Genomic DNA, 25,838 nt, shown 5'->3' on the forward strand with positions numbered 1-25,838 from the left:
TGCCGCTGCCGCCATTGCCGGCCGCCGTCGCCGAAGCGGCCTGTCCGCCGCCGCCATTGCCGCCGGCGCCGCGCGTGTTGAGCGCCAGGCCGCCGCCGGTGATCGACGAGGCTTCGGTGCCGGTCAGCGCGCGGATGGCGATGTCGCCGCCGGTGGCGCTGCCGCCATCGCCGCCCGGCGCGCCGAACGTTCCGCCGCCCTGCGCGCTGGTGTCGATGCTGCTGCCGTCGGCGAGCTGGATGCTGCCTTGGCTCGCCTCGAGCGTCACGCCGCCGCCGATCGCCTGGCCGCCATTGGGACCGTCGCCGCCGAAGGCGCGGGTGTCGATCGTGGTGACGCCGGCGAGCTGGACCTGGCCGGTGGCGACGTCGATGCGGACCGTGCCGCCGCGGGCGAGGCCGGGCGTGGTGCCGGGCAGGCCGGTGACGGTCCCGCCCTGGGCGTCGGCGCGAAGCTCCGTCGTGCCGGCGACGGTGACCTGCCCGCCGGTCTGAGTCTGAAGCGTGACGCTGCCGCCGGTCGCGGTCGGCGGAGTCGCGGGGTTGCCGCCGCTCGACTGGGCGCGCGCGCGCGCGGTCGCGTCGAGATTGCCGCCGACGGTCACGGTGCCACCCTGGCCAGCGGTCACGCGGGCCGTTCCGCCGGTCCCGGAGCCGCCGACGTCCGGAGTCGCCTCGACGGTCGTCGCCAGGCCGTCCGCAGTCACGCTGAGATTGCCGTTCACGACGATCGTGCCGCCGCTCGCGTTGACCTGCGCGGTGCCGCCCACCGCATCGGCGAAGATGTCGCCGAAGCCCGGAATGGCGGTGATTCCGGATGCGTCGACGAGCGCGCCGCCCGCGACCTCGACGCGGCCGCCATTGAGCGCCTCGAGCGTCGCGGTGCCGCCGGTCGGATCGATCGGAGTCGACGGGTCGCGCGCGACCAAGGCGAGGTTGCCGCCGATCTGGATCACCGTCCCGTCGGCGCTGACCGTCGCGGAATCGCCGGCGATTAGCGACAGGTCCTGCTGATAGGTCGCGGTGCCGGTCGCGCTTGCGTTGTGACTGGAGAAGCCCAGCACGTCCGAGGTGAACGTCCCGTCGCCGAGCGACAGGGTCGCCGGGCTGGCGGCGCCGCCGCCGAGCGAGAAAGCGGACAGGATGATCGCGCCATTCTCGACGGTGGCGCTGAGCGCGGCGTCGTAGCCGACCGTGCCGCCGACCAGCGAGGTGATGGCAAGGTCCTCCGAAACGGCCGCCATGTAGATATTGTGCCGGTCCGCGCCGCCCATGCTCGCCGGGCCGCCGGTGCGTCCGGTGTGGACGATCGCATCCGCGACGGTGGTGCCGCTGGTCACGAAGATGTCGAACAGGCCGCTGCTGTGGCGCACGACCGCGCTCGTCGCGGCGACATAAGCGGTCGAGCCGTTGGTCAGAACGCTGCCGCCATGGACGACCCGCGGCGCGGCGACGAGCACGAAGCTGCCGTCCTGAAGCGCGGTGATCCGCGACCCGGCCAGCGTCACCACTTCGGCGCCGGGAAGTCCCGGCTGGAAGTTGATGGCGCCGGTCGCGTCGATGAACTGGCCGGCGGGGGACACCACCGGATCCAGCGTGGTCAGGATCAGGCTGCCGACGTCGAACAGCGCGGTGCCGCCGATGATGATTCCGTTCGGCGCGGAGAAGGCGACGGTGCCGCCCGGAACGCCGCCGACTCGGCTCAGCACCGTCCCGTCAAACTGGATTCGGCCCTGGTGGAGGATTCGGTTGAGCACGGTGAAGCCCGGGCCGCCGGTGAAGGTCGCGGTCGTGCCCGCCGGCTGGAAAATGACCGGATCGCCGACGCTGAGCGGCCGCCACACGATCACCGCATTGGTCGAGGTGACGTCGACGTTGGTCTGGCCGGGCGGCGTGGTGATGGTGGCGGTGCCGTGGGTGACGGTCGACGTCGCGTCGAACGACTGGGCTGCCGCCTCGCCCGACGCCAGCACCGCGCCTGCGGCGCAGCCGATCATCAACAGCTGGCGGAGGGCGCGCGCGCGGCGTGGCGCGGCGGGGGTTCGGGCGAGGGTCATCGTGACCTCCATGGCCACAGCCTTGTGGTGAGCGAGATGAGCAGGCGTGGATCGGGCGTTTCGGCGAAGAAGCCGGCGCGGGTCAGCGGCACGGCGAGGGTGGCGTCGAGCTGGGCGCGGTTGCCCCAGATCGCACGGATGCCGCCGCCGGCCGACTGGAGCTCGTCGCCAAAGCCGACCAGGGCCGCCTGGTCCTCGTTGCCGACCCATGCGGCGTCGAAGAACAGATAGGGCTGGAGCGCGAGATCGTCCTCGGATTGCGGCGCCAGCCGGCCGAGGCGAAGCTCCGCCTGGATGCCCACGCCATGGTCCCCGGCCAGCGTCGCGGGATCGTAGCCGCGGCCGACCGTGTAGTTGCCGGCGGAGAATTCCTCGAAGGCGAACAGCGGCGCCGAGGCCAGCTGGGCGACGGCGCCGAGATAGAAGCTGACATTGGGCAGGAAGCGCATCTCGCCGTTTGCCTCGGCGCGCACCACGGTCGCGTCCGGACGGCCCCCGAGCCGGCTCGGCGGCACCATGCCCGGCGCGGTGCAGTCGGAGAAATCGGCGTTGCAGCCGTCGCTCGCGCCAAAGCCCCCAACGCCCTGCCGAACCTCGACATTGCCTTCGAGCCGCCAGTGCGGCCCGCCCGGATCGGTCGCCCGCTGCGGGCGCCGCGGCGCGGCGGCCTGAAAGCCCAGGCGGGCGAACAGGATGCGCAGCCGATCCTCGCTGAACGGCAGGCCGGAAAAATCCACTTGCTGGTCAACCACGTCTACTCCGACCGTGCCGCCCAGGCTCGATCGCAGGGTGCGCACGAACGGATAGCTCGCCTCGACCGAGGCATAGAGCGTTCGCGAATGGATGTTGAGCGCCGGATCGGACAGCTGCGGCTCGGCCCAGCTGTAGGTGAGCTGCCCGCCGATCTGCAGTCCCTCGCCGCCGAGGCGGAAGTCGTGGGCGACCTGCAGCGTCTGCTGCTCCTCGAAATCGGCGGTGGTGTAGAAAGCGAGGGTGGTGCGGTCGCCCAGCCCGGTGAGACCGTAGAGCTGGCCGCGCAGCAGCGCACCTTCGCGCCCTACCGCTTCCGAGCCGTAATTCTGCAGGTTGAGATCGACGAGGCCGGGGAGCCGCACGATCGTTACTTCGCCGACCACCTCGCCGGGCACCGTCCCGGCCGGGCGCAAGGCAAGGCGGACGTTGGTGCCCGGCAGGTCGCCGGCGAGCAGCAAATGGCGCTCGGCGACGCGGCTGTTGAACACCTCCTGCCTGGTCAGCGGCTCGAGATAGCGGGCGATCAGCTCCTCGTTGCGTCCGGCGTCGCCGCGCACGCGCAGGCCGACCAGCCTGGCCATCAGCACCCGGAAGCGGACGATGCCATTGTCGATGCGCTGCTCGGGCACCTCGACCGCGGCGACGTAGCCGGCATCGCGCAGTATCGCGGCGGCGCGGTCGCGGATTCGGCAGATCACCGCGAGCGGCTGCTCCTGGCCGACATATTCGGCATAAGCCGGGCGCAGGTCGGCCTCGCCGAGGCCGCGCAGGTCGGCGAACTCGGCGCCGGTCAGGGTGAATCGGATCGCGGCATATTCGGGCCGTTCGAGCGCGCACGGGCGGCGCTCAAGCTCGCCCTCGACGGCGAGCCGCGCCCGCTCGTCGCGCGGCTGCGGTCGCAACGTGCCTTCAAGCTCCTCGCGGGTCGGCGGTCGTCCGGGTTGCGGCTGGGCGAGGGCTGCGGTCGCGCCGAACGCCGTCAGCAGCGCCGATGCCGACACCAGCAAAAGTCGTTTCGCGCGGAGTCGTGACGACGGCACAAACCCCTCCCCAGCGTTGCGCATCGGCCCGGCTCCCCTCCGTACTGGCCTGCTCCGGTCACCGCCTGCCCAACCGGCAACGCTTTGTAACAGGAAGCATATCTCGGCGCGACCCGCAACCGGGGCCGCCACCCTGGAACGTCCGTCAGCCGCGCTCGGCGAGCGTGCGCTCCCAGGCGAGCGCGTCGGCGATGATGGCGTCGAGATCGTCGCGCCGCGGCCGCCACGGCAAGGTCGCGAGGATCCGGCTGTTGTCGGCGACGAGCGCGCCCGGGTCGCCGGGACGGCGCGGCTCGAAGCGGCGCTCGATCGTCATGTTGGTGACCCGGTCGACCGCGTCGAGAACCTGGAGCACCGAGAAGCCGCGGCTGTAGCCGCAGTTCATCAGATAGCTCTCGGACGGCGTCGCGATCAGCTTCGCGAGCGCGTCGACATGGGCGGCGGCGAGGTCGCTGACATGGATATAGTCGCGGATTCCGGTGCCGTCGGGCGTGTCATAGTCGGTTCCGAATACCGAGACGTGGCCGCGCTTGCCGGTCGCCGCCTCGACCGCGACCTTGATGAGGTGAGTGGCCCCCTCCGTCGACTGGCCCGACCGCCCTTGCGGATCGGCACCGGCCACGTTGAAGTAGCGCAGCGCGCAGAAGTTGAGCGGATGGGCGAAGGCGACGTCCTTCAGCATCCGCTCGGTCATCAGCTTCGACCAGCCATAGGGATTGATCGGCTCCTGGCGCGCATCCTCGGTGACCGGCACCTGGTCGGGAATGCCGTAAGTCGCCGCAGTCGAGGAGAAGATGAAGTGCCTGACACCGGAGCGCACCGCGCTGTCGATCAGCGCGCGGCTGTTGGCGGTGTTGTTGGCATAATATTTGAGCGGGTTCTCGACCGATTCGGGCACGATGATCGAGCCCGCGAAATGCATGATCGCGCCGATCCCATGCTCGCGCAGCACGCGCTCGACCAGCGCCTGGTCGCCGACATCGCCTTCGACCAGAGTCGCGGCCGCGGGCACCGCCCAGTCGAAGCCGGTCGACAGGTTGTCGATCACCACCACCGGCCAGCCCGCGTCGAGCAGGGCCAGCACCGCGTGGCTGCCGATATAGCCGGCGCCCCCGGTGACGAGCACGGTCAGCTTCTCGCTCATTCCCACCCCCAAAGTCCAAGGCCGCGCTGCGATGGCACAGCGCCGCGCGCGCCTCCAGCGCTTACTGCTGGACGTTCTGCTGGTTGCTCTGGACCTCGGCCTGGTTGGAGGGCGCGGCCACCGCTTCCGCCTCCGCCCCGATCGCGCGCGGCTCCAGCGAGCAGCGGCCGGCGCGGGCCTGGACGACTCGGAACAGCGCGCGCTCGCGCGAGGCGCGCTCGAACTCGGCGAGGTAGAAGCGCTCCGCCTCGGGATCGCCGGCCGCGACCATGGTGGCGGAGCGGTCGATCGATGAGCGGCAGGCGCCGATCACCGCGCCGACCACGGCCTCGGCGTCGTCGTCGGAGCGGGCGAGGCGATAGGCCCAATTGTGGATGCACTCGTCGCGCGCCACCGCCTGCTGATAGGGGTCGGCCGGCGCGGCCTCGCGGAACGGCGGCGGCGGCGAGCAGATCTGCTGCTGATCCGCCGCCCAGCCGATGGGCTCGCCCGTGCACGCGCCGAGCAGCGCCGGAAGCGCGAGCGCGGCGGCGCGGCGGCGCCATGCAAGGACGTGGGCGGGCGGCATCTCAGCTGGAGCAAGATGTCATGGCGGGCCGCGAGACAAGCGCCGCGCCGCCCCTGTCCCAGACCGGCGCAATGAGTCGGCGAAAGCTTAGTCGAGCGCCGCCGGGGTCCAGGCCGGCCTGACCTCCTGGCCTGCCGCCCGCAGCCGCTCGACTTCGGCGATCTCCGCGCGCACCGCCGCGATTCGGTCGCGCCAGCGCGGGTGCGTGCCGCCGAGCAGCGAGCCGGTCCGCGGCGCCGCCCGAGTCCACACCCGAATCAGCGCGGCGGGATCGTAGCCGGCGCGCACGAGCAGATAGACGGCGAATCGGTCCGCTTCGCGCTCCGTCTCGCGGGTGAGGCGCGCGTTGCGGCCGAAATGTTGGAGCAAACCGCGATCGATCCCCGCCGCGTTGAGGCGGGCGCGGTGGCGCAGGATGTTGTGCGACAGTTCGTGGGCGATCAGGCCGGCCAGTTCGTGATCGTCCGCGGCGAAAGCGGCCAGCGCCGAGGTCAGCTGCACATAGCGGCCGTCGGCAAGCGCATTGAGACGCTCGGACGGCACCACCTGGAAGCGACTCGCGCAGCCGAGCGCTGCCGATACCTCCACCGAGCGGCCGACTCCGCCCCGCCGGACCGCCAGAACCGCACGTCCGTCGCTGAACGCGCGCTCCAGGGCCTCGATGATGCGCTCGGCCGGAGCGAAGCTGTTTTCGGCACCTTCGGGAGCGCGCGGCAACGCGGCGCCGTCGGCGGCGAGGATGATGTCGTCGCGCTGCAGTCCCGCCGCCGCGGCGGGTCCGCCGGGCACCAGCGCCAGCACCGCCGGCCCCTCCGCAAGGGCGGTGACGGCGAGCGCCCGACGATGAGCGCCGCCATATTGAGACAGATCGTGGATCGCAAATCCCGCGTGATATTCGTGACTTGCGCAGAGATCGCTGCCCGCGACCGTGAGCCTGTGGCCGACAGTCAGGACACGTTCGTCCAGTTGATGCAAAGAGTTGGCAGGCGCCTGCACTCCGCCCGCGGAAGCCGGACCGGCCACCGCCGCAAGCAGCGCCGCACTCCCGGCGAACACGATTGTTCCGATGCGTTTCAACATTTCTTGAGCTGTTTCGCAGAGGCAACATCAGGAGGCCAGCCCCTGTGCTTTCGCCACTTTTTTACGGCTCACCCTTGACTTTGGAGGCCATGCTGAGGCAGGGACGAGGCAACCAACGGCCCGGGTGATCGGCCGGATCGTTAGGTCGCCTAAAGGGGAGATCCTTAATGAGTATTCGTAAGATCGCGCTGGTCGCCGCGCTGGGCACGTCCCTCGTGAGCGCTCCTGTCGTCGCTCAGACTGCAGCCCTGCCGAGCCAGCCGGCCCGTGCGGGCGCGACGCTCGAGCAGGCCAATGGCCAGTGGGAAGCGTCCACCGAGGCGTATGTCGTTGGCTTCTTCGCGCTGGTCGCGATCGGCCTCGGCCTCTATTTCGCCTTCGTCGACGACGACGAGAATCCGCCGGTCAGCCCGTAAGCGGCTTCGGTAGATCCGAGATTGAAAGTGGCGGCTTCGGCCGCCACTTTTTTTATGCCCGCAATCCGGCCGGCCGATTAACGCTTTCTATGGCAACGGCGGCTTAGACAGGCGCCCTATCCCAAGGGAGCGGGCGCAGCCTGGTGCAACGAGTCCATCTGATCGCCGCGGCACGGCCCAACTTCATGAAGGTGGCGCCGCTCTGGCACGCCCTCAGCCGTTCGCGGGCTTTCGAGCCGGTGCTGATCCACACCGGCCAGCATTATGATCCGGCCATGTCGGACTCGATCCTCGCCGACCTCAAGGTGCCCGCTCCACGCCATCATCTCGGCATCGGCTCGGGCCCGCACGGCGAGCAGACCGGGCGAGTGATGATCGCCTACGAACAGGTCGCCATGGCCGAGCGGCCCGACTGGCTGGTCGTCGTCGGCGACGTCAACTCGACGCTCGCCTGTGCTCTGGTCGGCGCCAAGCTTCGCATCCCCACCGTCCATCTGGAAGCGGGCCTGCGCAGCGGCGACCGCGCCATGCCCGAGGAGATCAACCGCGTCGCCACCGACGCCGTCGCCGACGTGCTGTGGACACCGTCGCCCGACGGCGACGCCAACCTTGCGGCCGAAGGCGTGCCGGCCGATCGTATCACCCGCGTCGGCAACATCATGCTCGACAGCTTCGAGATGACTCGCGGGCGCATCGACGCGGCGCCATCGCCGGAGAGCTTCGGCGTCGGCCCGCGCTACGGGCTGGTGACCCTGCACCGCCCGTCCAACGTCGATTCGCCCGAACGCCTTCGCCGGCTCGTCGACGCGCTCGCCGAGATCCAGGCCGATCTGCCCTTGCTGTTCCCGGTCCATCCCCGCACCGCCGCGCGGCTCGAGGCCGCGGGGCTCGACCGGCAGCTCGACCGCGCCGGGGTGCGCCGAATCGCGCCGGTCCCCTATATCCAGTTCATGCGCTTCCTCACCGGCGCCGCCGCCGCGATCACCGACAGCGGCGGCGTTCAGGAGGAAACCACCTATCTCGGAATCTCCTGCCTCACCCTGCGCGAGAATACCGAGCGGCCGATCACGATCGAGCAGGGCACCAACCGGCTGGTCACCCCCGACAGCCTGCCGGGCGCCCTTGCCGCCGCGCTGGCGGCGGAGAGCCGGCCCTGCCGGCCGGAATATTGGGACGGCCGCGCCGCCGAACGTTGCGTCGCCGACCTGCTGCGGCGGAGCGGAGCCGAGCCGGCGGCCGACGCCGCCTGACGATCAGGAGCCGGCGAGGTAGGCCGACTCGGCGACGATCGCCTCGCGCACTGGCCCCTCTTCGAGCGCCTCGGCGAGATGCTGGTAGCGGCTGATGCGCGCCTGCGCGTCGAAATGGCGCCGCGTGGCGGGAGCGGTGATCAGGGCGGCTTCCCATTCTGCCCCGGCGCGATCGAAGGCGAGGCAATAGTCCAGCATCGCCACGCTCGGCTGGACCGCGAGCTCGTCGAAACATTGCCGGCCGTAAAGTGACGCGCCCGACAGGCCGGCGCCCTCGAACAGCGCCCGGAACTCGGCCTCGGCCGCGCCTGCGAGGGTCCCGTCGAGCGCGCGCCGCTGCACCTGCTTCTTCTCTTCCGGCGCGACGATCCGGGCCCAGGCCGCCTGCGCCTGGTTGGACCGCCACAACATCATCGTCCCCGCCCCGGCAGCGGCCGAGACGAGAACGAGCACGACCCCGGCCATCGCCCGCGCCCGGCCCGAATAAGAGGAGGGGCGAGGATGATAAGGCCGCTTCTTCGGCACGCGGCGCGGCGCGACCTTCTGCACGGCCCGGCGCGATGCGCTCGACCGGCGGTGCGGCTTCGGCGGCAGCGGCGCCAGCAGGCGGTCATAGGCCGCCCGCCGCTCGGGATCGCGCAGCGTCCAATAGGCCTGGTTGAGGTCGGCGGCGCTCGGCGCGCCCGCCGGCGAAGGGACGTGGCGGTCCGGGTGAAGGACCTTCATGCGTTCGAGATAGGCCGCGCGGATCTCGTCCGGAGTCGCGGTCCGGATGAGGCCCAGCATGACGTAGAAGTCCGTCATGCTGCCGCTATCTTCGCGTCGATAGGTCTTGACATCGCTGCCGCGCCGCGCCCTTCGATCAGCCGTCAGGGAAACATCAATAGCGGCTGCACCGCCGCAATCACAACAGGATGCGCGAGATGGACAGCAGGAACGACGATCACATCGTCGTGGTGGGGCTCGGCTACGTCGGCCTGCCGCTGGCATTGGCGCTGGCCAAGAGCTTTCGGGTCACCGGCCTCGACATCGATACCGGCCGCATCGCCGAACTGAAGGGCGGCCACGACCGCACCCGTGAGGTCGAGCCCGACGCGCTCGCCGCCTCGACCATCGCCCTCACAGCCTCTGTCGACGACTGCCGCGGCGCCGACATCTACATCGTCACCGTGCCGACCCCGGTAGATTCCAGCAACCGTCCCGATCTCGGTCCGGTCCTGTCCGCCACCCGCACCGTCGCCGGCCTGGTCGACGGGGACCGCAAGCCGGTCATCGTCTACGAGAGCACCGTCTATCCCGGAGTCACCGAGGACATATGCGGGCCGCTGATCGAGGAGCTGACCGGCCTTAAGCGCGGCGCCGGCTTTTTCCTCGGCTACTCGCCGGAGCGGATCAATCCGGGCGACCGTGAGCATACCGTCGACCGCATCACCAAGGTCGTCGCCGGCGAGAATGATGAAATCACCGAGCGCCTCGCCGCCGTCTATGGCGTGGTCACCAGCGGCGGCATCTTCAAGGCGGCGTCGATCAAGACCGCCGAGGCCGCCAAGGTCATCGAGAATGCCCAGCGCGACATCAACATCGCCTTCATGAACGAGATCACCCAGATCTTCGCCAGTCTCGACCTGTCGATCTGGGACGTGCTCGCCGCGGCGAAGACCAAGTGGAACTTCCTCCCCTTCCAGCCCGGGCTGGTCGGCGGCCACTGCATCGGCGTCGATCCCTATTATCTCAGCCACCGCGCCCAGGAGCTCGGCCTCGAACCGCACGTCATCCTCGCCGGCCGCTCGATCAACGACGGCATGGGCGACTGGGTCGCCGACCGCATCCACTCGATCCGCGGCGGCCCCGGCTCGGTGCTGGTCATGGGGCTGACCTTCAAGGAGAATGTTCCCGACCTGCGCAACACTCGGGTGGTCGACGTCATCTCCCGCCTGAAGTGGCTCGGCCATGAGGTCACCGTCCACGACCCGCTCGTCGACCCCGCCGAGGCGCGTCACGAATATGATCTGGAGGTCGCGGGTGGAACGCCGCAGGGCCGCTATGACGTCGTCCTCGTCGCCGTGCCGCACGAGGATTATCGCCAGATGACCGACGATGCCCTTTCCGGCCTCGTCGCCGACGGCGGCCTGCTCGCCGACCTCAAGAACCTCTATGGCGGCCGCAATCTCGCCGGGATCGGGCGCTGGACCCTCTAGACCCCGTTCACAGTCATACCGGCGAACGCCGGGATGACTCCCCTAGACGCCGTGATAGTCGCGGTACCAGGCGACGAAGTTCGGGATGCCCACTTCGATCGGCGTGGTCGGCGCGAAGCCGAGGTCGCGCTGGATGGCGCTGATGTCGGCAAAGGTGTCGCGCACGTCGCCGGCCTGCATCGGCAGCAGCCTTTTCTCCGCCTCGCGCCCGCATGCCTGCTCGATCAGCGCGATCATCTTGGTCAGCTCCTCGGAGCGATGATTGCCGATATTGTAGAGCCGGTGCGGCCCGCGGCTGCCGCCGGCCTTCTCCGCGCCGTCGTCGGGCGGCGGATTGTCGAGCGCGGCGACCACGCCGGTCACGATGTCGTCGATATAGGTGAAGTCGCGCCGCATATTGCCTTCGCCGAACACGTCGATCGGCCGCCCCTCGAGGATCGCCTTGGTGAAGATCCACATCGCCATGTCGGGCCGGCCCCACGGGCCGTAGACGGTGAAGAAGCGAAGCCCGGTCTGCGGCAGGCGGTAGAGATGGGCGTAGGTCTCGCTGATCAGCTCGTCCGCTTTCTTGGTCGCGGCATAGAGCGACAGCGGGTGGTCGACGCGGTCGTCGACGCTGAACGGAAGGTTGGTGTTGCCGCCATAGACCGACGAGGACGAGGCGTACACCAGGTGGCTCGAGCCGCGGTGGCGGGCGACCTCGGCCAGGTTGAGGTGTCCGACCAGGTTGGAATGGACGTAGGCGTGCGGGTTCTCGATCGAGTAGCGCACGCCCGCCTGGGCGCCGAGATGGACGATCCGGTCGAAGTCGAGCCCGCGCAGCCCGTCGCTCAGCGCGCCCCAGTCCGCGAAGTCGAGTTCGAGGAAGCGAAACCGCTCCTGATACTCGCCGAGCCGTGCCAGCCGGTTCCGCTTGAGCTGCGGATCGTAATAGTCGTTGACGTTGTCGATGCCGATGACCGTATCACCGCGGTCGAGAAGGCGACGGGCGACGGTGTGGCCGATGAAGCCGGCGGCCCCAGTCACGAGAACGGTCATTAAGTGATTGTCCCAGATCAGCAGTCTTTCCGGCGGCTTATCTGCTCTTGTCAGGGCTGCCAAGGGCGCGCGGTCCCGCTTCGCCGGCGCCAAACCTTTCCCATGTTGTCAGAGGCGTGACGCCGGCGCTATGGCTGGCCCGAGACGTCAGAGGCCGCGCCCCGGCGCCGCCGCCTCTCGATAACCAGCGCAGTGCCACCAGGATCGCCAAATGCTCGACCTCGATATTCTAGAAGTATCCGGGGTCGGCTGGTTCGGCATCTTCCTCGGCTTCGGCGCGGTAATGATGATGTGGCGGCGCGAGGAAGGCGTCGCGCGCATCGGCCTGATGTTCTTCCTGGCCATCACCCAGGTGATCACGGCGGTCTATTTCTACCAGTGGGCGCTTTCGAACACGACCGACGCCGTCACTTATTATGCCGACCCTTACAGCTGGTATTCCCGCGATGGCTTCGGCCTGAACACCACATTCATCATCTGGCTCGTGCAGACGATGAAATGGTGGTTCGGCGGCACCTATCTCGACTATTTCCTGTTGTTCCAGGCGACGGGAACGTGGGGCTGCGCCTTCCTTCTGCTCACCTATGACGACGTGTTCAAGATGGCGGACCGGCCGCCATCCCGGCCGCTCTATCTCACGCTCTTCATGCCGGGGATTCATTTCTGGACGGCCTATATCGGCAAGGACGGGCTGCTCTTCCTCGCCGCAGCGATAACCATCTGGGCCGCGGTCAACATCCGCGCGCGCTGGCTTGCCTTCGGCTTTGCCGTGGTGATCATGATCCTCGTGAGGCCGCACATCGCGCTGCTGGCGGTCGCCGCACTCGCCATCGGCATCGCGCTCGACAGCCATACGCGCGCACTCACCCGAATCTCGCTGATCGGCCTGTCGCTCGCCGGCCTCGCCTTCGCCGCCGCGACGATCCAGGACACGTTCCGCATCGACGTGACCAGCACCGATTCGGTGGCCAATTTCCTCGAGGCTTATTCGGCAAACACCGCGCGCATGTCAGGCACGACGTCGGTCCAATACGACTCCTTCTTCGCCCGCTTGTTCAGCCTCCTGTTCCGGCCGCTGTTCTTCGACGCCGGCGGATTCCTCGGGCTGGTGGCCTCGATGGAAAATCTGTTCATCCTGATCATGGTGACGATCATCGTTCTCCGGATAACCTGGGTGATCAAGCTGTTCCGGCACGTCTTCCTGATCCGCTTCGCGGTGCTCTTCGCGGTGGCGCTGACCATCATGCTGTCGCTGATGTACTATAATGTCGGCCTCGGCCTCAGGCAGAAGCTGATGATGATGCCCGCCTATCTCACCATATTCGCGGCGGTGGTCGCGTCGGCGCAGCGCGTGCGCATCGCGAAGCGGCAGGCCAGGCTGCAGCCTGCGTGAGCGACCGCCGAACGGTGGTGGTGCTGGGGTCCTATGCGCCGTCGCTGATCCTGTTCCGCGGACCGCTCATCGAGGCGCTCGTCGGCCGCGGCTATCGCGTCGTGGCGATGGCGCCGGCGATCGATGACAAGGTTGCGGGCAAGCTCCGCGCGCTCGGCGCCGAGCCGCGCCAGGTCGACCTCGTCAACGCCAGCCTGAACCCGCTTGCCACGTTGAAGTCGGTCGCCGCGCTTCGGCGCATCTTTGCCGAGGTCAGGCCGCACGCCGTCCTGTCCTACACGATCAAGCCGGTGACCCTCGGAAGCCTCGCCGCCGCCGCCGCGGGCGTGCCGAAGATCATCGCCTTGATCACCGGCCTCGGCTTTGCCTTCATTCCCGGTGCGGGCGCCAAGCGGCGGATCGGCCGGGCGGTCGCCACCTTCCTCTATCGCCGGGCGCTCAGGAAGGCGCATGTCGTCATCTTCCAGAATCCGGACGACCGCCAGTTCTTCACAGACCACAAGCTGCTGCGCGGCAAGGAGGCGCATGTGGTGAACGGCTCGGGCATCGACCTTGCTCACTTCACGCCCGCGCCCCTGCCGTCCGAACCGCGCTTCCTGATGATCGCGCGTCTGCTCGGCGACAAGGGGGTGCGCGAATATGCCGAGGCTGCGGCCGCTTTGAAGAAGCGCCACCCGCAGGTGAAGTTCGGCCTGGTCGGCTATTTCGACCCCTCCCCTGACGGCATCACCCAGGAGGAGTTCGAGCGCTGGAACGGCGCCGTCGACTTCCTCGGCAAGCTCGACGACGTTCGCCCGGCCCTCGCCGACGCCAGCGTTTATGTGCTCCCGTCCTATCGCGAGGGGACCCCGCGCTCGTCGCTCGAAGCGATGGCGATGGGCCGCCCGATCGTGACGACCGACGCGGTCGGCTGCCGCGAGACGGTCGAGGACGGGGTCAACGGCTTCCTCGTCGACGTGCGCAGCGCCGACAGTCTCGCCGCTGGCATGGAGAAGTTCATCCTCGACCCCTCTCTGATTCCCCCGATGGGTGCGGCGTCGCGCCGCCTCGCCGAACGCAAGTTCGACGTGCATCGGGTCAACGAGGCGATCATCGCCGCGGCGGGGCTCTGACATGGCCAAGCGGCTGCTCGACATCGCGGTCTCGGCGATCGCGCTGGTGGTCGGCGCGCCGATCCTGTTGATCGTCGCGCTTGCCGTCCTGCTGGCGATGGGCCGCCCGGTGCTGTTCCGACAGCAGCGTCCCGGCCTTCACGGCAGGCCGTTCGAGATGCTCAAGTTCCGCACGATGCGCGACGACGCGCGGCTCGGCAGCGACGTCGCCTCGGACTCGAAGCGGCTGACCCGGACCGGCAGGTTTCTTCGCGCCACCAGCCTCGACGAGCTGCCCGAGCTGTGGAACGTGCTTCGCGGCGACATGAGCCTGGTCGGTCCGCGCCCGCTGCTGATGCAATATCTGGATCGCTACACGGCCGAGCAGGCGCGCCGCCACGACGTCCGCCCGGGCCTCACCGGCTGGGCCCAGGTCAACGGCCGCAACGCCTTGTCCTGGGAGGAGAAGTTCGCGCTCGACACCTGGTATGTCGACAACCGGAGCTTCTGGCTCGACATCAGGATCATCCTCATGACCGTGTGGAGCCTGGTCAGGCCCCGCGGAATCAGTGCGGAGGGATCGGCAACCATGCACGAGTTCATGGGTTCGGAGGCGACGCCTCCGACACCGCCGGGGCCGCCGGGAACTGCCCGTCGCTTCCCTTGAGGGACGGATCGGGGTAGAGCGAAATCTAGAGTTTTCGGGGAATTTCAGTGTCGGCCGCTACCAATAAGGGCAACCGCGACGTCGCGGCGCCGTCTCAGGACCTCGCGCTTCGTCCCGACGAAGCCTGGCCCTTCTATGCCGAGGACGAGGTCGAGGCGGCGGCGCGGGTGCTCCGTTCCGGCAAGGTCAACCAGTGGACCGGCCCCGACGTCTTCGCCTTTCAGGACGCCTGCACCGAGCGCTTCGGCGGCGGCAACGGCATCGCGCTGGCCAACGGCTCGCTCGCGCTCGAGCTCGCGCTGAAGGCGTTCAACGTCGGCCCTGGCGACGAAGTGGTGGTGACCCCGCGCACCTTCGTCGCCTCCGCATTCTGCGCGATGCTGGTCGGCGCGACCCCGGTCTTTGCCGACGTCGACCCCGACAGCGGCAACATCACGCCCGAGACGATCGCTCGGGTGCTCACCGACCGCACCAAAGCGATCATCCCGGTCCATCTCGGCGGCTGGCCGGCCGACATGCCGGGCATCATGGCGCTCGCCGCGCCGCGCGGGATCAAGGTGATCGAGGATTGCGCGCAGGCGCAGGGCGCCGCGATCGGCGGCCGTACCATCGGCAGCTTCGGCGACGCCGCCGCTTTCTCCTTCTGCCAGGACAAGATCATCACCACCGGCGGCGAGGGCGGCTTTCTCAGCATCCAGGACCGCAAGGCCTGGGAATGGGCCTGGTCGTTCAAGGACCATGGCAAGAGCTGGGAGAAGGTGAGCACGCCCGCGGTCAATCCGGGCATGTTCCGCTGGCTCCACGACAGCGTCGGCACCAACTGGCGGCTGAGCGGCCCGCAGGCGGCCATCGGCCGTGCCCAGCTCGCCAAGCTCGACTCGTGGACCGCGGCGCGCACCCGCAACGCGGATAGCTATACGCAGGCGCTCAAGGACGTGCGCGGCCTTCGCGTGCCCACTCCGCGCGACGGCGTGACCCACGCTTATTACCGCCACTATTTCTACATCGACGCGCCCGAGGGCGAGGCCGAACGGCTGCGCTCCGAGATCCTTCGCCACGCCACCGAGGCGAAGATCCGGCTGTTCTCCGGCTCGTGCAGCGAAGTCTATCGCGAAGCGGCGTTCGCCGGCCTTCCCGAGCCCGATTGCCCGGTGGCTCGGGCGCTGACCGGAAGCAGCCTGGCGGTCGAGGTCCACCCGACCCTTCGCCCCGATCTGACCGAGCAGCGCGCCGAGGCGCTCGCAGGGATTATCCGGGAGGTGCTCGGCTGATCATGCAGACGGTCCGCAAGATCTCGCTGAGGAGCCGCGCGCAGAAGCGCATGATCCTCATGGCCTTCGATCTGGTCGCCATGGCGCTCGCCTTGTGGGCAGCGTTCAGCGTGCGGCTCGGCATCCTTTATTTTCCGGCCGAGCCGGTCGTCCTCGGGGCGGCCTTCCTGTCCTTCCTGGTCGGCATCTTCGCCCTGTGGCGGCTGCATGTGTATCACCTCGTCCTGCGCTATTTCGACATGCGCGCGACCGGGCGGATCTTCGCCGCCGCGGCTCTCGCCGCCGTCGCCTGGGTGGTGCTGATCTACCTGACCCAGGAACAGATCACCTTCTCCGGAATCGAGATGATGGTGCCGCGCTCGGTCGGCATCATCTATTGCGGCTTCCTCTTCCTGATCCTGTTCCTCGGCCGCTACGCCATGCACCTCTCTCTGGCCGCGGCGTGGACCGATGGTACGGGGGAGAAAGGCGGCCGCGGAATCGCCATCTATGGCGTCAACCCTGCCGGCATCAGCCTCGCCCAGTCGCTTCGCCTCAAGGGCGACCTTCACCTCGCCGCGTTCATCGAGGACGATACGGCGCTCCATGGCCAGCTCATCGCCGGTGTGCCGGTCTATTCGCCCAAGGCCTTGCCCGAACTCGCCCGCAGCCGGCGGGTCGAGGAAGTGCTGCTCGCCATGCCCAAGGCGTCGCGCTCGCAGCGCCTGTCGGCCATCTCGCGGCTTACCGAGCTCAACCTCGCGGTGAAGACCGTCCCGGCGCCCGAGGAGATCATGTCGGGCCGCTACACGATCAGCGACCTCAGGCCGATCGACGTCGGCGACCTTCTGCGCCGTAACACCGTCGAGCCGCTGAGCGGCCTCATCCGCCAGGCGGTCGCCGGCCGCACCATTCTCGTCACCGGCGCCGGCGGCTCGATCGGCTCGGAGATCTGCCGCCAGGTCCTGCGCGCCCAGCCCAGGAAGCTGGTCCTGTTCGATCACAGCGAGTTCGCCCTCTACAGCATCGAGCAGGAGCTCCTCGAAGCGCTGGAGCAGCTGCCGGCCGACGAGCGCCCCGAGCTCGCCGCCGAGATGGGCTCGATGCTCAACGACCCGCTCGTCCGCCGGGTCATCGCCGACCACGGCATCGACACGATCTACCATGCCGCGGCCTACAAGCATGTCCCGCTGCTCGAGCAGAACGAGCCGGTCGGAGTCGAGAACAATGTGTTCGGCACCTGGGTGCTCGCCAAGGCGGCGTTCGACGCCAGGCTCACCCGCTTCACCATGATCTCGACCGACAAGGCGGTGCGTCCCAAGAGCGTGATGGGCGCCAGCAAGCGCGTCGCCGAGCTGATCATCCAGGGCCTCGCCGAGCAGGATGGCTGCGCCACCCGTTTCGGCATCGTCCGCTTCGGCAACGTGCTCGATTCCTCGGGGTCGGTCGTCCAGCGCTTCCGCGAGCAGATCAAGGCCGGCGGCCCGGTCACCGTCACCCACAAGGACATCACCCGCTTCTTCATGTCGATCCCGGAGGCGACCCAGCTCGTCCTCCAGGCCAGCGCCATGGCCGAGAAGGGCGAGGTCTTCGTCCTCGACATGGGCGAGCCGGTGAAGATCGCCGACCTCGCCCGAAACATGATCGCTTTGTCTGGAATGTCGGTGCGCGACGAGAAGAACCCGACCGGCGACATCGCCATCGAATATGTCGGCCTTCGCCCCGGCGAGAAGCTCTATGAGGAGCTGTTCGTCGGCGAGGACACCCAGCCCACCGCCCATCCCGGAATCCAGATGGCGCGCGAGGGCTCGCTGCCGTTCGACGCGCTCGAGCGCCACATCGATATGCTGCGCGACGCCGTGCACAGGCTCGATTGCGCCGCGGTCCGCGACAAGCTCAACGAGCTCATCGCGCCCGACCGCGGCCAGCTCAGCGCGGTCGGGGCGGAGGAGGAATCGAACGTCGTGCCGCTCGACGCGCGGAGCGCTTCCCGCCAGTGAAGCTCGCCCTCATCGTCGATAACGACGCCCTGCCGCGCTTCGCTCGGGAGGCGGTGGACGCGGTGACCGGCTGCGACGAAGTCACGATCTTTTCGTGCACCAACACCAGCCTGAAGCGGAAGGCGCTGCGCCACGGCGCCTATTACGCGCTCAACCTGCGCGCGGTGCGCAACCCCTATACCCGCTCCGTCCCGGTCGACGGGCTGAGCAAGCGCATCGCACGACGCGTCACCTTCGAATCCGGCTATGACGGCGCGTGGCAGACTCTGCCCGATGCGATCGTCGAGGAGCTTCGCGGCTTCGACGTGATCCTCAAGTTCGGCATGGGCCTGCTCCGCGTACCGCCGCCCGAGTGCCTTCCCGCCTCGATCCTCTCCTACCACCATGGCGACCCCGACAAATTTCGCGGGCGCCCCGCCGGCTTCTGGGAAATCACCCGGGGCGAGAAGGTCATGGGCCAGATCGTCCAGGCGATCGGCAACAAGCTCGATGCCGGCCGCGTCGCCGCCTTCGCCGAGACCAAGGTCTTTCCCTGGTCGTGGCGAGCGACGCTGATCGAAGCCTACCGCCACTCCCCGCTGATCATGGACGAGGCCGTCCGCAACGCCATTGCCGGCCGCTGGCTCGACAAGCCCTGCACCGGCCGCAACTACCGGCTTCCAAGCAATGTCGCGGTGGCGAGATTCGCCCTCGGCTCGGCGAGCCGGCTCGCCCGGCGCCTGCTTTACGGCGCCTTCGTCGAGAAACGCTGGCAGGTCTCGACCGCCCCGACCGGCGGCGCCGACGTGCCCGGCCTCGTCGCCGAAGGGCGCTTCCCGGACCCGTCGAGCTGGCGAACCCTCGACGTCCCGCCCGCCTACACCTTCTATGCCGACCCCTTCTTCAGCAGCGATCCGCCCGGAATCCTTGTCGAGGCGCTGCGCGCGAGCACCGGGATCGGCGAGATCGTGCTGGTCGACGGCGAGCATCGCCGCGTGTCGGACGCCCCCAACCACGTCTCCTATCCCGCCACCTTCGAGCATGGCGGCCGCCAGCTCGTCATCCCGGAGATGGTCGCCTGCTCGGCGCCGCGGATCTTCGCCTTCGAGGACGGCTCACTCCGCGACGTCGGTGCGCTCAAGGTCGCCGGGGACCCCAAGATCCTCGATCCGACCCTGCTGGACCATGAGGGCCGCTTCTATCTGTTCGGGAACGACGAGGCGCTCGGCGCCAACATGCTCCTTCTGTGGTCGGCGGACAGCCTCGACGACGAGTTCCGGCCCCACCCGGCAAGTCCCATCCGGCTGTCGCCCGAGGGCGCGCGCATGGCCGGGAACATCGTCCGCTCCGGCGGCCGGCTGGTCCGCCTCGGCCAGGATTTCACCTCGGGCTATGGTGACGGGATCGTCGGTTTCGAGATCGAGGCGCTGACTCCCGACAGCTATCGCGAGCGTCGGCTCGGCCGGCTGCGCTTCACCGACCGGCACGGCCCCCACACGCTTAATGTGCGCGACGGCGAGATGGTGTTCGACTGGTATGTCGACCGGGTCTCGCCGCTGGCGAGCTTCCGCCGCATCGCCGCGCGCTTCCGGAGCTAGACGGTCTCCGCGCCGCGACGCCGCGACGCCGCCTCGCGGTACAGCGCTTCGTAAGCCGCAGCCATGGCGCGCGGCGAGTGGTTCGCCTCGACATGGGCTTTCTGCGAGGCCGCAATCGATCTCGCCCGGTCGGGCGATCGCAGCAGCTCCACCGCCTTGGCCGCCACTTCGCCCTCGTCGGCGCTCGACCACAGCCAGTCCTTGGCGCCGGCCGCATAGCCCTCCGCCAGCTGCAGGGCGATCGCCGGAAGCCCCGCCGCGACCGCCTGCAGACCCGCAACGCCCGGTACCGCGCCGACATTGGACGTGATGTAGAGGTCCATCACCGCCATCGGCGGCGCCAGGTCGCGGATCAGGCCGGGAAGATGGACGCGGCCGTCCAGGCCATGGGCCGCGACCGCTTCGCGCACCCGCTCCATGTCCGGCCCATCGCCGCCCATCAGGAAATGCACGTCGGGTCCGAGCGCCCGCGCGATCGCTGCGAAGATCGGAATGTAGCGATGCGACTGGCGGTCCGGCGAGATGCGCCCGATAGTCCCGACCACCAGCCGCGCCTCGGGCGGGATGCCGACCTGGGCTCGATAGGAGGCGCGCTCCTCGGCGCCGACCGCGTCGAGATCGGGCTCGCTCACGCCGACCGGGATCACCCGCGAGGCGATCCGCCGCCGCTTCGCCCGGAAGCGCTCCCAATAGGGGTCGGCGACCATGAAGGAGAGGCCGTGGCGCCGCGACGCCATGCGGGCGTGGAGCCAGCGCTGCCATTTCGGGATCGGCATGCTGACCGCGTGATAGGTCTCGACGATCGCCGGTCCGCGCCCGCGGGTCACCGCGTCGAGCAGCTTGAGCAGCGAGCCGAACATCGCGCCATAAGTGAGGTGGCAATGGATGACGTCCCGGCTCCGCAGCCAGCGCCGGTTGCGCCAGATCCATGGCAGCAGCGCGGCATAGACCGCCACCCCGCCGCTCGGCCGCTGGCTGGTGAAGCGGAGGTCGACGGCTTCGCTGAGACCCTGGTGCGACCGCTCCTCGGGCAGGCGGAAGCCGGAGACTACGCTAACCTCGTGCCCAGCCGCCGCCTCGCGATTGGCAAGCTCGATCATGAGCCGCTCCCCGCCCCCGCGGGCGAAGCTTGGAACCACATGAACGATCTTCATCGAAAGCCTTTGGAAGAGCACGAGGAGCGACGGGGTTAGCGCCTGCCCCAGGGGCTGCCAACCGCCCACCCCGGCGGAAAGGCTTGCTCTCGGGGCCGGCGCGGATATGCCGGACGGCGAATATTCGCCGGGGACCCCCATTGCAGCTGCTGGAACGCCTGTTCGACAATTGCGCGCTCTATCGCCATCCGGTGATCGCCGACGATCGCGGCAGCCTCGTCGCGCTCGAGGGCGAGCGCAACCTGCCCTTCGCCATCGCCCGGGTCTATTATCTGTTCGGCGGGGCGGCCGGAGCCGATCGCGGCTTCCATGCCCATCGACAACTTCAGCAATGGGCGGTGTGCGTGTCCGGTGCCTGCACGATTGTGGTCGACGACGGGCGCGAGCGGCGCGAGGTGCGCATGGACAGCGCGGACAAGGGCCTGTTGATCGGCAATATGCTGTGGCGCGAAATGCGCGACTTCACACCGGGCGCGGTGCTGATGGTGCTCGCCTCGGCGCCCTATGACGAGGCGGATTATATCCGCGACTACGACACCTTCCTCGCGGAGGCACGTAAGTGAGCGAAGCCTTCATCCACCCGCTCGCCGACGTCGGCGACGCCGCGATCGGTGCCGGCACCCGCGTCTGGCAATATGCGGTGATCGTCGCCGGCGCCCGCATCGGCAGCGACTGCAACATCTGCGCGCACACCTTCGTCGAGGGCGGTGCGGTGGTCGGCGACCGGGTGACCTTGAAGAGCGGCGTGTTCCTGTGGGACGGGATCACGCTCGAGGACGACGTCTTCGTCGGCCCCAATGCGACCTTCACCAACGATCCCTTTCCGCGCTCGCGCGTCGCGGTCGATTATCCGACGACTCTGGTGAAGCGCGGCGCCAGCATCGGCGCCGGCGCGGTGATCCTTCCCGGCCTCACCATCGGCGAAGGCGCGATGATCGGGGCGGGCGCAGTGGTGACCCGCGACGTGCCCGCCGGCGAGACCTGGGCGGGCAACCCCGCCCGGATGATCGGCAGGGTCTCGGACTAGGCGGTCTTGCGCGGGGCGGCGGCGCCGAGCCGCTCGCCGGAATAGCGGTCGCGCAGCGGGCGCCACCACTCCTCGTTGGCGAGATACCAGTCGACCGTCTTGGCGAGGCCGGTCTCGAACCGCTCCTGCGGCGCCCAGCCGAGCTCGCGCTCGGTCTTGGTCGGGTCGATCGCGTAGCGGCGGTCGTGGCCCGGGCGGTCGGTGACGAAGCTGATCAGGTCGGCGTGCCTGGCGCCGCCCGCCCGCGGCCTCTTCTCGTCGAGAAGCGCGCAAATCGCCCTGACCACGTCGAGATTGGTGCGCTCGGCGCGGCCGCCGATCAGATAGGTCTCGCCGGGCGTGCCATTGCGCGCGACCTGCGCCAGAGCCCGCGCATGGTCCTCGACATAGAGCCAGTCGCGGACGTTCGCCCCGGCACCGTAAACCGGCAGCGGCTGCTCGTGCAGCGCGTTCAGGATCGCGAGCGGGATCAGCTTCTCGGGGAAGTGATAGGGCCCGTAATTGTTCGAGCAGTTGGAGAGCACCACCGGCAGACCGTAGGTGTGGTGCCAGGCCAAAACGAGATGATCCGACGCCGCCTTCGACGCCGAATAAGGCGAGGACGGATTGTAGGGCGTCGTCTCGCTGAACGTGCTGTCGTCGAACGGCAGATCGCCGAATACCTCGTCGGTCGAGACATGATGGAAGCGGAACGCGCTCCGCCCCGCCTCGTCGAGCCCACGCCAGTAAGCGAGCGCCGCCTCGAGCAACGTGAAGGTGCCGACGATGTTGGTCTCGATGAAATCGGCCGGGCCGTCGATCGAGCGGTCGACATGGCTCTCGGCGGCGAGGTGCATGACCGTGTCGATCCGCTCCTCTTCGAGCAGCCGGGCGACCAGGGCGCCGTCGCAAATGTCGCCCTTCACGAACCGGTAGTTCGGCGAACCCTCGACCGACGTGAGCGAGGCGAGGTTGCCGGCATAAGTGAGCTTGTCGAGATTGACGACTCGAACGCCGGTGCCGACCAGGTGACGGCACACAGCCGAACCGATGAAGCCGGCGCCGCCGGTGACGAGGACCTTGGTGAACCGCTCCATGGTCAGGTCCTGAACGGCTGCGGCGGATTGCGCCCTTCGGCGGCGCGGCGGCGAAGGAAGGCGGCATAGTCCGACTTGCCGAGCCGCTCGGCCGCGGCGACCAGCTGGTCCGGGTCGATATAGCCGAGGTCGAAGGCGATCTCCTCCGGCGACATCACCTTGATCCCCTGCCTCAGCTCCATGGTGCGAACGAAAGCGGAGGCGTCGTGGAGGCTCTCATGGGTCCCCGTGTCGAGCCAGGCGAAGCCGCGCCCGAGCCGGGTCACACTGAGGTCGCCGCGCTCCAGATAGGCCCGGTTGACGTCGGTGATCTCCAGCTCGCCGCGCGCGGACGGGCGGATGTTGGCGGCGATGTCGAGCACGTCATTGTCGTAGAAATAGAGGCCGGTGACCGCCCAGTTCGACTTGGGCTCGGTCGGCTTCTCGACGATGTCGTCGGGCTTGCCGCTCTCGTCGAAGGTGATGACTCCGTAGCGCTCGGGATCCTCGACCCGGTAGGCGAACACCGTCGCGCCGTTGGGCTGCGCCGCCGCCTCGCGGCAGAAGCCGCCCAGGCCGGCGCCGTAGAAGATGTTGTCGCCGAGGATCAGCGACACGGAATCGCTGCCGACGAAGTCGCGGCCGATGATGAGGGCCTGGGCGAGGCCGTCCGGGCTCGGCTGCTCGGCATAGCTCAGCTCGATCCCGAAATGGCTTCCGTCGCCGAGCAGGTCGCGGAACATCGGCAGGTCGCGCGGAGTCGAGATGATCAATATCTCGCGGATGCCCGCCAGCATCAGCGTCGACAGCGGATAATAGATCATCGGCTTGTCGTAGATCGGCAGCAGCTGCTTCGAGACCGAGAGCGTCACCGGGTAGAGGCGGGTGCCGCTTCCCCCTGCGAGAATTATTCCCTTCACCGACAGTCCCTTCACTCGCCCGCCGCTTCGTGAGAGCGGTTCATTACGGGTTTCGCGGGCCGGAGCAAGGCGCGCACGCCCGCCGCCTCTCTGGATAAGCCGGACCGGTGCGGTTAAATGTCGGCGATCCGGAGGATTATCTATGTGCGGCATTGCCGGTCTGATCGACGCCAAGGGACGCCGCGCGCCCGACGCCAACCGCCGCCTCGCGCTCGCCATGTCCGACGCGATCCGCCATCGCGGGCCCGATGGTTCGGGCGTGTGGGGCGACGCGGAGGCCGGCGTGTGGCTGTCGCACCGCCGCCTGGCGATCATCGATTTGACCGAGGCCGGCGCCCAGCCGATGGCGACCCCGGACGGAAGCGGCCACCTCACCTATAATGGCGAGGCCTATAACGCGCCCGACTTGAGGTCGGAGCTGGAAGCGGCGGGCTACGTCTTCCGCGGCCATTCCGACACCGAGGTGATCCTCTACGGCTGCCAGCATTGGGGCGTCGCCGAGACCGCGCGCCGCCTCACCGGCATGTTCGCTTTCGCCTACTGGGACTCGAAGGAGCGCAAGCTGTGGCTGGTGCGCGACCGGCTCGGCAAGAAGCCCGTTTACTGGATGAATCAGGGCGGCAGCTTCGCCTTCGCCAGCGAGCTTCGCCCGCTGCTCCTCCACCCCGAGGCGCCGCGCGACATCGACCGCTCGTCGGTCGCCGAATATCTCCGCACCCTCTACGTCGCCGCGCCGCACTCGATCGTCGAGGGCGTCCACAAGCTCGAGCCCGGTGGCATCCTCACCTTCGAGCCCGACAGCGGCCGGGTTACTGCCGAGCGCTACTGGAGCCTCGACCGCGAGGTCGCCCGCGCGCAGGCCGACCCGTTCCTCGGCAGCCCGGAAGAAGCCGTCAGCGAGGCCGAGCGCCTGCTCGCCGACGCCACCCGGATCCGGCTCATGTCCGACGTGCCGTTGGGCGCCTTCCTGTCCGGCGGCGTGGATTCCTCGACCATCGTCGCCTTGATGCAACAGCACAGCGCCGGCGCCACCCGCACCTTCTCGATCGGCTATCGCGACGCCGAATATGACGAGGCGCGCCATGCCGAGCAGATCGCCGGCCACCTCGGCACCGATCACACCACCTTCTATCTCGAGCCCGACGACGCGCTCGCGGTGGTGCCGGAGCTTCCGCGAATCTTCGACGAGCCGTTCGCCGACGCCTCGCAGATCCCGACCTACATGGTCTCCAAGCTCGCTCGCCAGCACGTCACCGTCGCTCTGACCGGCGACGGCGGCGACGAGGTATTCGCCGGCTACAACCGCCACGCCGCGGCAGGAGGCCTGCTCGGCCGCCTCGGCCGACTGCCTGGCCCGGTCCGCGCGGCGATGGCCGGAACGATGACCTCGCTGTCGCCCAATCAGTGGCAGTCGCTGCTCCGGATCGTGCCCGGGCGCGTCCGTCCGCGCGCCGTCGGCGAGAAGCTCCACAAGCTCGCGCCTTTGCTCAAGCTCCATGGCCGCGACCAGTATCGCCGGCTGATCAGCCAGTGGCCCGATCCCGCCGCAATCGCGCTCGGCGGCCGCGAGCGCCCCGGCCCGATCGACGACGACGGCCTCGACGCCCTGCTCCCCGATCGCGTCGCCGAGATGCGCTATCTCGACCTCGTCACCTATCTGCCCGGCGACATCCTCACCAAGGTCGACCGCGCCTCGATGGCGGTCAGCCTCGAGACGCGCGCGCCCCTGCTCGACCATCGCCTCGTCGAGTTCAGCTTCCGAGTCCCATCGTCGATCCACCTGCGCGGCGGCCAGACCAAATGGGTGCTTCGCCAGATCCTCGAGCGCCACGTCCCGCGCGCGCTCTACGACCGGCCCAAGATGGGCTTCGGAGTGCCGATCGATTCCTGGCTTCGCGGCCCGCTTCGCGACTGGGCCGAGGAGCTGCTCAGCGAGCGCCGCCTTCGCGACCAGGGCCTGCTCCGCCCCGAGCCGGTGCGCGACCTGTGGCGCCAGCACCTGTCGGGCCGCGTCAACGCGCAATATCAGATCTGGGGCGTCCTCATGCTCAACGCCTGGATCGACGCTTACTCGGCCGAGCTCAGCGGCGCCGCACCGGCCCCGCAGCCGGTCGCGGCGTAACGCACAACCAGCCCCTCCCCTTCAGGGGAGGGGATCAAG

General features: G+C 68.8%; 21 protein-coding genes and 1 pseudogene. 12 read left to right on the forward strand and 10 right to left on the reverse strand.

Going from position 1 to position 25,838, the window contains the following annotated elements; genetic code table 11:
• From G7B71_RS13000 to G7B71_RS13020, 5 genes and pseudogenes are all read right to left on the reverse strand, one after another.
• Nucleotides 1-2,056: pseudogene (locus G7B71_RS13000) on the reverse strand (hypothetical protein); the annotation flags it as partial.
• Entirely contained in the window at nucleotides 2,053-3,810 is a 1,758-nt protein-coding gene (locus G7B71_RS13005; RefSeq protein WP_166041561.1) for a ShlB/FhaC/HecB family hemolysin secretion/activation protein, read from the reverse strand. The pseudogene G7B71_RS13000 and the gene G7B71_RS13005, both read right to left, overlap by 4 nt.
• A gap of 184 nt (nucleotides 3,811-3,994) precedes the next feature.
• Nucleotides 3,995-4,993 (reverse strand): UDP-glucose 4-epimerase GalE, encoded by a 999-nt coding sequence (gene galE / locus G7B71_RS13010; protein WP_166041563.1) that lies wholly within the window; start codon nucleotides 4,991-4,993, stop codon nucleotides 3,995-3,997.
• A 61-nt stretch (nucleotides 4,994-5,054) separates the two neighbouring features.
• Entirely contained in the window at nucleotides 5,055-5,561 is a 507-nt protein-coding gene (locus G7B71_RS13015; RefSeq protein WP_166041565.1) for a hypothetical protein, read from the reverse strand.
• Nucleotides 5,562-5,648: 87 nt separating this feature from the next.
• Nucleotides 5,649-6,536: a M48 family metallopeptidase gene (locus tag G7B71_RS13020; protein ID WP_166041567.1), complete on the reverse strand. Its 888-nt coding sequence runs from the start codon at nucleotides 6,534-6,536 to the stop codon at nucleotides 5,649-5,651.
• 272 nt (nucleotides 6,537-6,808) lie between these two features.
• Here G7B71_RS13020 and G7B71_RS13025 point away from each other — a divergent pair, with 272 nt between their 5' ends.
• Complete coding sequence (locus tag G7B71_RS13025) at nucleotides 6,809-7,057, forward strand: hypothetical protein (protein WP_166041569.1); 249 nt, start codon at nucleotides 6,809-6,811, stop codon at nucleotides 7,055-7,057.
• Nucleotides 7,058-7,200: 143 nt separating this feature from the next.
• Complete coding sequence (gene wecB, locus G7B71_RS13030; protein ID WP_243406242.1) at nucleotides 7,201-8,307, forward strand: UDP-N-acetylglucosamine 2-epimerase (non-hydrolyzing); 1,107 nt, start codon at nucleotides 7,201-7,203, stop codon at nucleotides 8,305-8,307.
• A gap of 3 nt (nucleotides 8,308-8,310) precedes the next feature.
• On the opposite strand, the gene G7B71_RS13035 is transcribed toward wecB, so the two are convergent.
• Nucleotides 8,311-9,111: a J domain-containing protein gene (locus G7B71_RS13035; protein ID WP_166041571.1), complete on the reverse strand. Its 801-nt coding sequence runs from the start codon at nucleotides 9,109-9,111 to the stop codon at nucleotides 8,311-8,313.
• A 119-nt stretch (nucleotides 9,112-9,230) separates the two neighbouring features.
• Between G7B71_RS13035 and G7B71_RS13040 the strand changes: the two genes are divergently transcribed.
• A complete protein-coding gene (locus tag G7B71_RS13040) occupies nucleotides 9,231-10,505 on the forward strand; it encodes a nucleotide sugar dehydrogenase (RefSeq protein WP_166041572.1) in 1,275 nt (424 codons plus the stop codon).
• A 42-nt stretch (nucleotides 10,506-10,547) separates the two neighbouring features.
• On the opposite strand, the gene G7B71_RS13045 is transcribed toward G7B71_RS13040, so the two are convergent.
• On the reverse strand, nucleotides 10,548-11,543 hold the full coding sequence (locus G7B71_RS13045) for an NAD-dependent epimerase (protein WP_166041575.1): 996 nt from the start codon (nucleotides 11,541-11,543) through the stop codon (nucleotides 10,548-10,550).
• A gap of 211 nt (nucleotides 11,544-11,754) precedes the next feature.
• Here G7B71_RS13045 and G7B71_RS13050 point away from each other — a divergent pair, with 211 nt between their 5' ends.
• The 6 genes from G7B71_RS13050 to G7B71_RS13075 are packed head-to-tail and all read left to right on the forward strand — an operon-like array spanning nucleotide 11,755 to nucleotide 19,521.
• Nucleotides 11,755-12,936: a hypothetical protein gene (locus tag G7B71_RS13050; protein WP_166041577.1), complete on the forward strand. Its 1,182-nt coding sequence runs from the start codon at nucleotides 11,755-11,757 to the stop codon at nucleotides 12,934-12,936.
• Nucleotides 12,933-14,048 (forward strand): glycosyltransferase family 4 protein, encoded by a 1,116-nt coding sequence (locus G7B71_RS13055; protein WP_166041579.1) that lies wholly within the window; start codon nucleotides 12,933-12,935, stop codon nucleotides 14,046-14,048. The genes G7B71_RS13050 and G7B71_RS13055 overlap by 4 nt, the downstream gene beginning before the upstream one ends.
• Nucleotide 14,049: 1 nt before the next feature.
• Nucleotides 14,050-14,694: a sugar transferase gene (locus tag G7B71_RS13060; RefSeq protein ID WP_166041581.1), complete on the forward strand. Its 645-nt coding sequence runs from the start codon at nucleotides 14,050-14,052 to the stop codon at nucleotides 14,692-14,694.
• 47 nt (nucleotides 14,695-14,741) lie between these two features.
• The gene (locus G7B71_RS13065; RefSeq protein ID WP_166041583.1) at nucleotides 14,742-15,965 is read left to right on the forward strand and encodes a DegT/DnrJ/EryC1/StrS family aminotransferase; all 1,224 of its coding nucleotides are present in this window, start codon (nucleotides 14,742-14,744) and stop codon (nucleotides 15,963-15,965) included.
• Between the two features lie 2 nt (nucleotides 15,966-15,967).
• Nucleotides 15,968-17,944, forward strand: a complete 1,977-nt coding sequence (locus tag G7B71_RS13070) for a nucleoside-diphosphate sugar epimerase/dehydratase (protein ID WP_166041584.1) — start codon at nucleotides 15,968-15,970, stop codon at nucleotides 17,942-17,944.
• Nucleotides 17,941-19,521 (forward strand): hypothetical protein, encoded by a 1,581-nt coding sequence (locus G7B71_RS13075; protein ID WP_166041586.1) that lies wholly within the window; start codon nucleotides 17,941-17,943, stop codon nucleotides 19,519-19,521. The genes G7B71_RS13070 and G7B71_RS13075 overlap by 4 nt, the downstream gene beginning before the upstream one ends.
• On the opposite strand, the gene G7B71_RS13080 is transcribed toward G7B71_RS13075, so the two are convergent.
• Entirely contained in the window at nucleotides 19,518-20,816 is a 1,299-nt protein-coding gene (locus G7B71_RS13080; protein ID WP_347708451.1) for a glycosyltransferase, read from the reverse strand. The genes G7B71_RS13075 and G7B71_RS13080 overlap by 4 nt on opposite strands.
• Here G7B71_RS13080 and G7B71_RS13085 point away from each other — a divergent pair.
• The gene (locus G7B71_RS13085) at nucleotides 20,816-21,238 is read left to right on the forward strand and encodes an FdtA/QdtA family cupin domain-containing protein (protein ID WP_243406243.1); all 423 of its coding nucleotides are present in this window, start codon (nucleotides 20,816-20,818) and stop codon (nucleotides 21,236-21,238) included. The two genes, G7B71_RS13080 and G7B71_RS13085, sit on opposite strands and share 1 nt — an antisense overlap.
• A complete protein-coding gene (locus tag G7B71_RS15795; RefSeq protein ID WP_166041590.1) occupies nucleotides 21,235-21,702 on the forward strand; it encodes an acyltransferase in 468 nt (155 codons plus the stop codon). Before G7B71_RS13085 ends, G7B71_RS15795 begins: the two co-directional genes overlap by 4 nt.
• On the opposite strand, the gene rfbB is transcribed toward G7B71_RS15795, so the two are convergent.
• Both rfbB and rfbA read right to left on the reverse strand, forming a co-directional pair.
• Nucleotides 21,699-22,778, reverse strand: a complete 1,080-nt coding sequence (gene rfbB, locus G7B71_RS13095; protein WP_166041592.1) for a dTDP-glucose 4,6-dehydratase — start codon at nucleotides 22,776-22,778, stop codon at nucleotides 21,699-21,701. The genes G7B71_RS15795 and rfbB overlap by 4 nt on opposite strands.
• Nucleotides 22,779-22,780: 2 nt before the next feature.
• Nucleotides 22,781-23,677 (reverse strand): glucose-1-phosphate thymidylyltransferase RfbA, encoded by an 897-nt coding sequence (gene rfbA, locus G7B71_RS13100; RefSeq protein ID WP_166041594.1) that lies wholly within the window; start codon nucleotides 23,675-23,677, stop codon nucleotides 22,781-22,783.
• Nucleotides 23,678-23,819: 142 nt separating this feature from the next.
• Between rfbA and asnB the strand changes: the two genes are divergently transcribed.
• On the forward strand, nucleotides 23,820-25,799 hold the full coding sequence (gene asnB / locus G7B71_RS13105) for an asparagine synthase (glutamine-hydrolyzing) (protein WP_166041596.1): 1,980 nt from the start codon (nucleotides 23,820-23,822) through the stop codon (nucleotides 25,797-25,799).
• Nucleotides 25,800-25,838: the final 39 nt, after the last annotated feature.

Origin of the sequence: Sphingosinicella sp. YJ22 (assembly GCF_011320075.1) — a bacterium.
In the GTDB taxonomy this organism is placed as follows: domain Bacteria; phylum Pseudomonadota; class Alphaproteobacteria; order Sphingomonadales; family Sphingomonadaceae; genus Allosphingosinicella.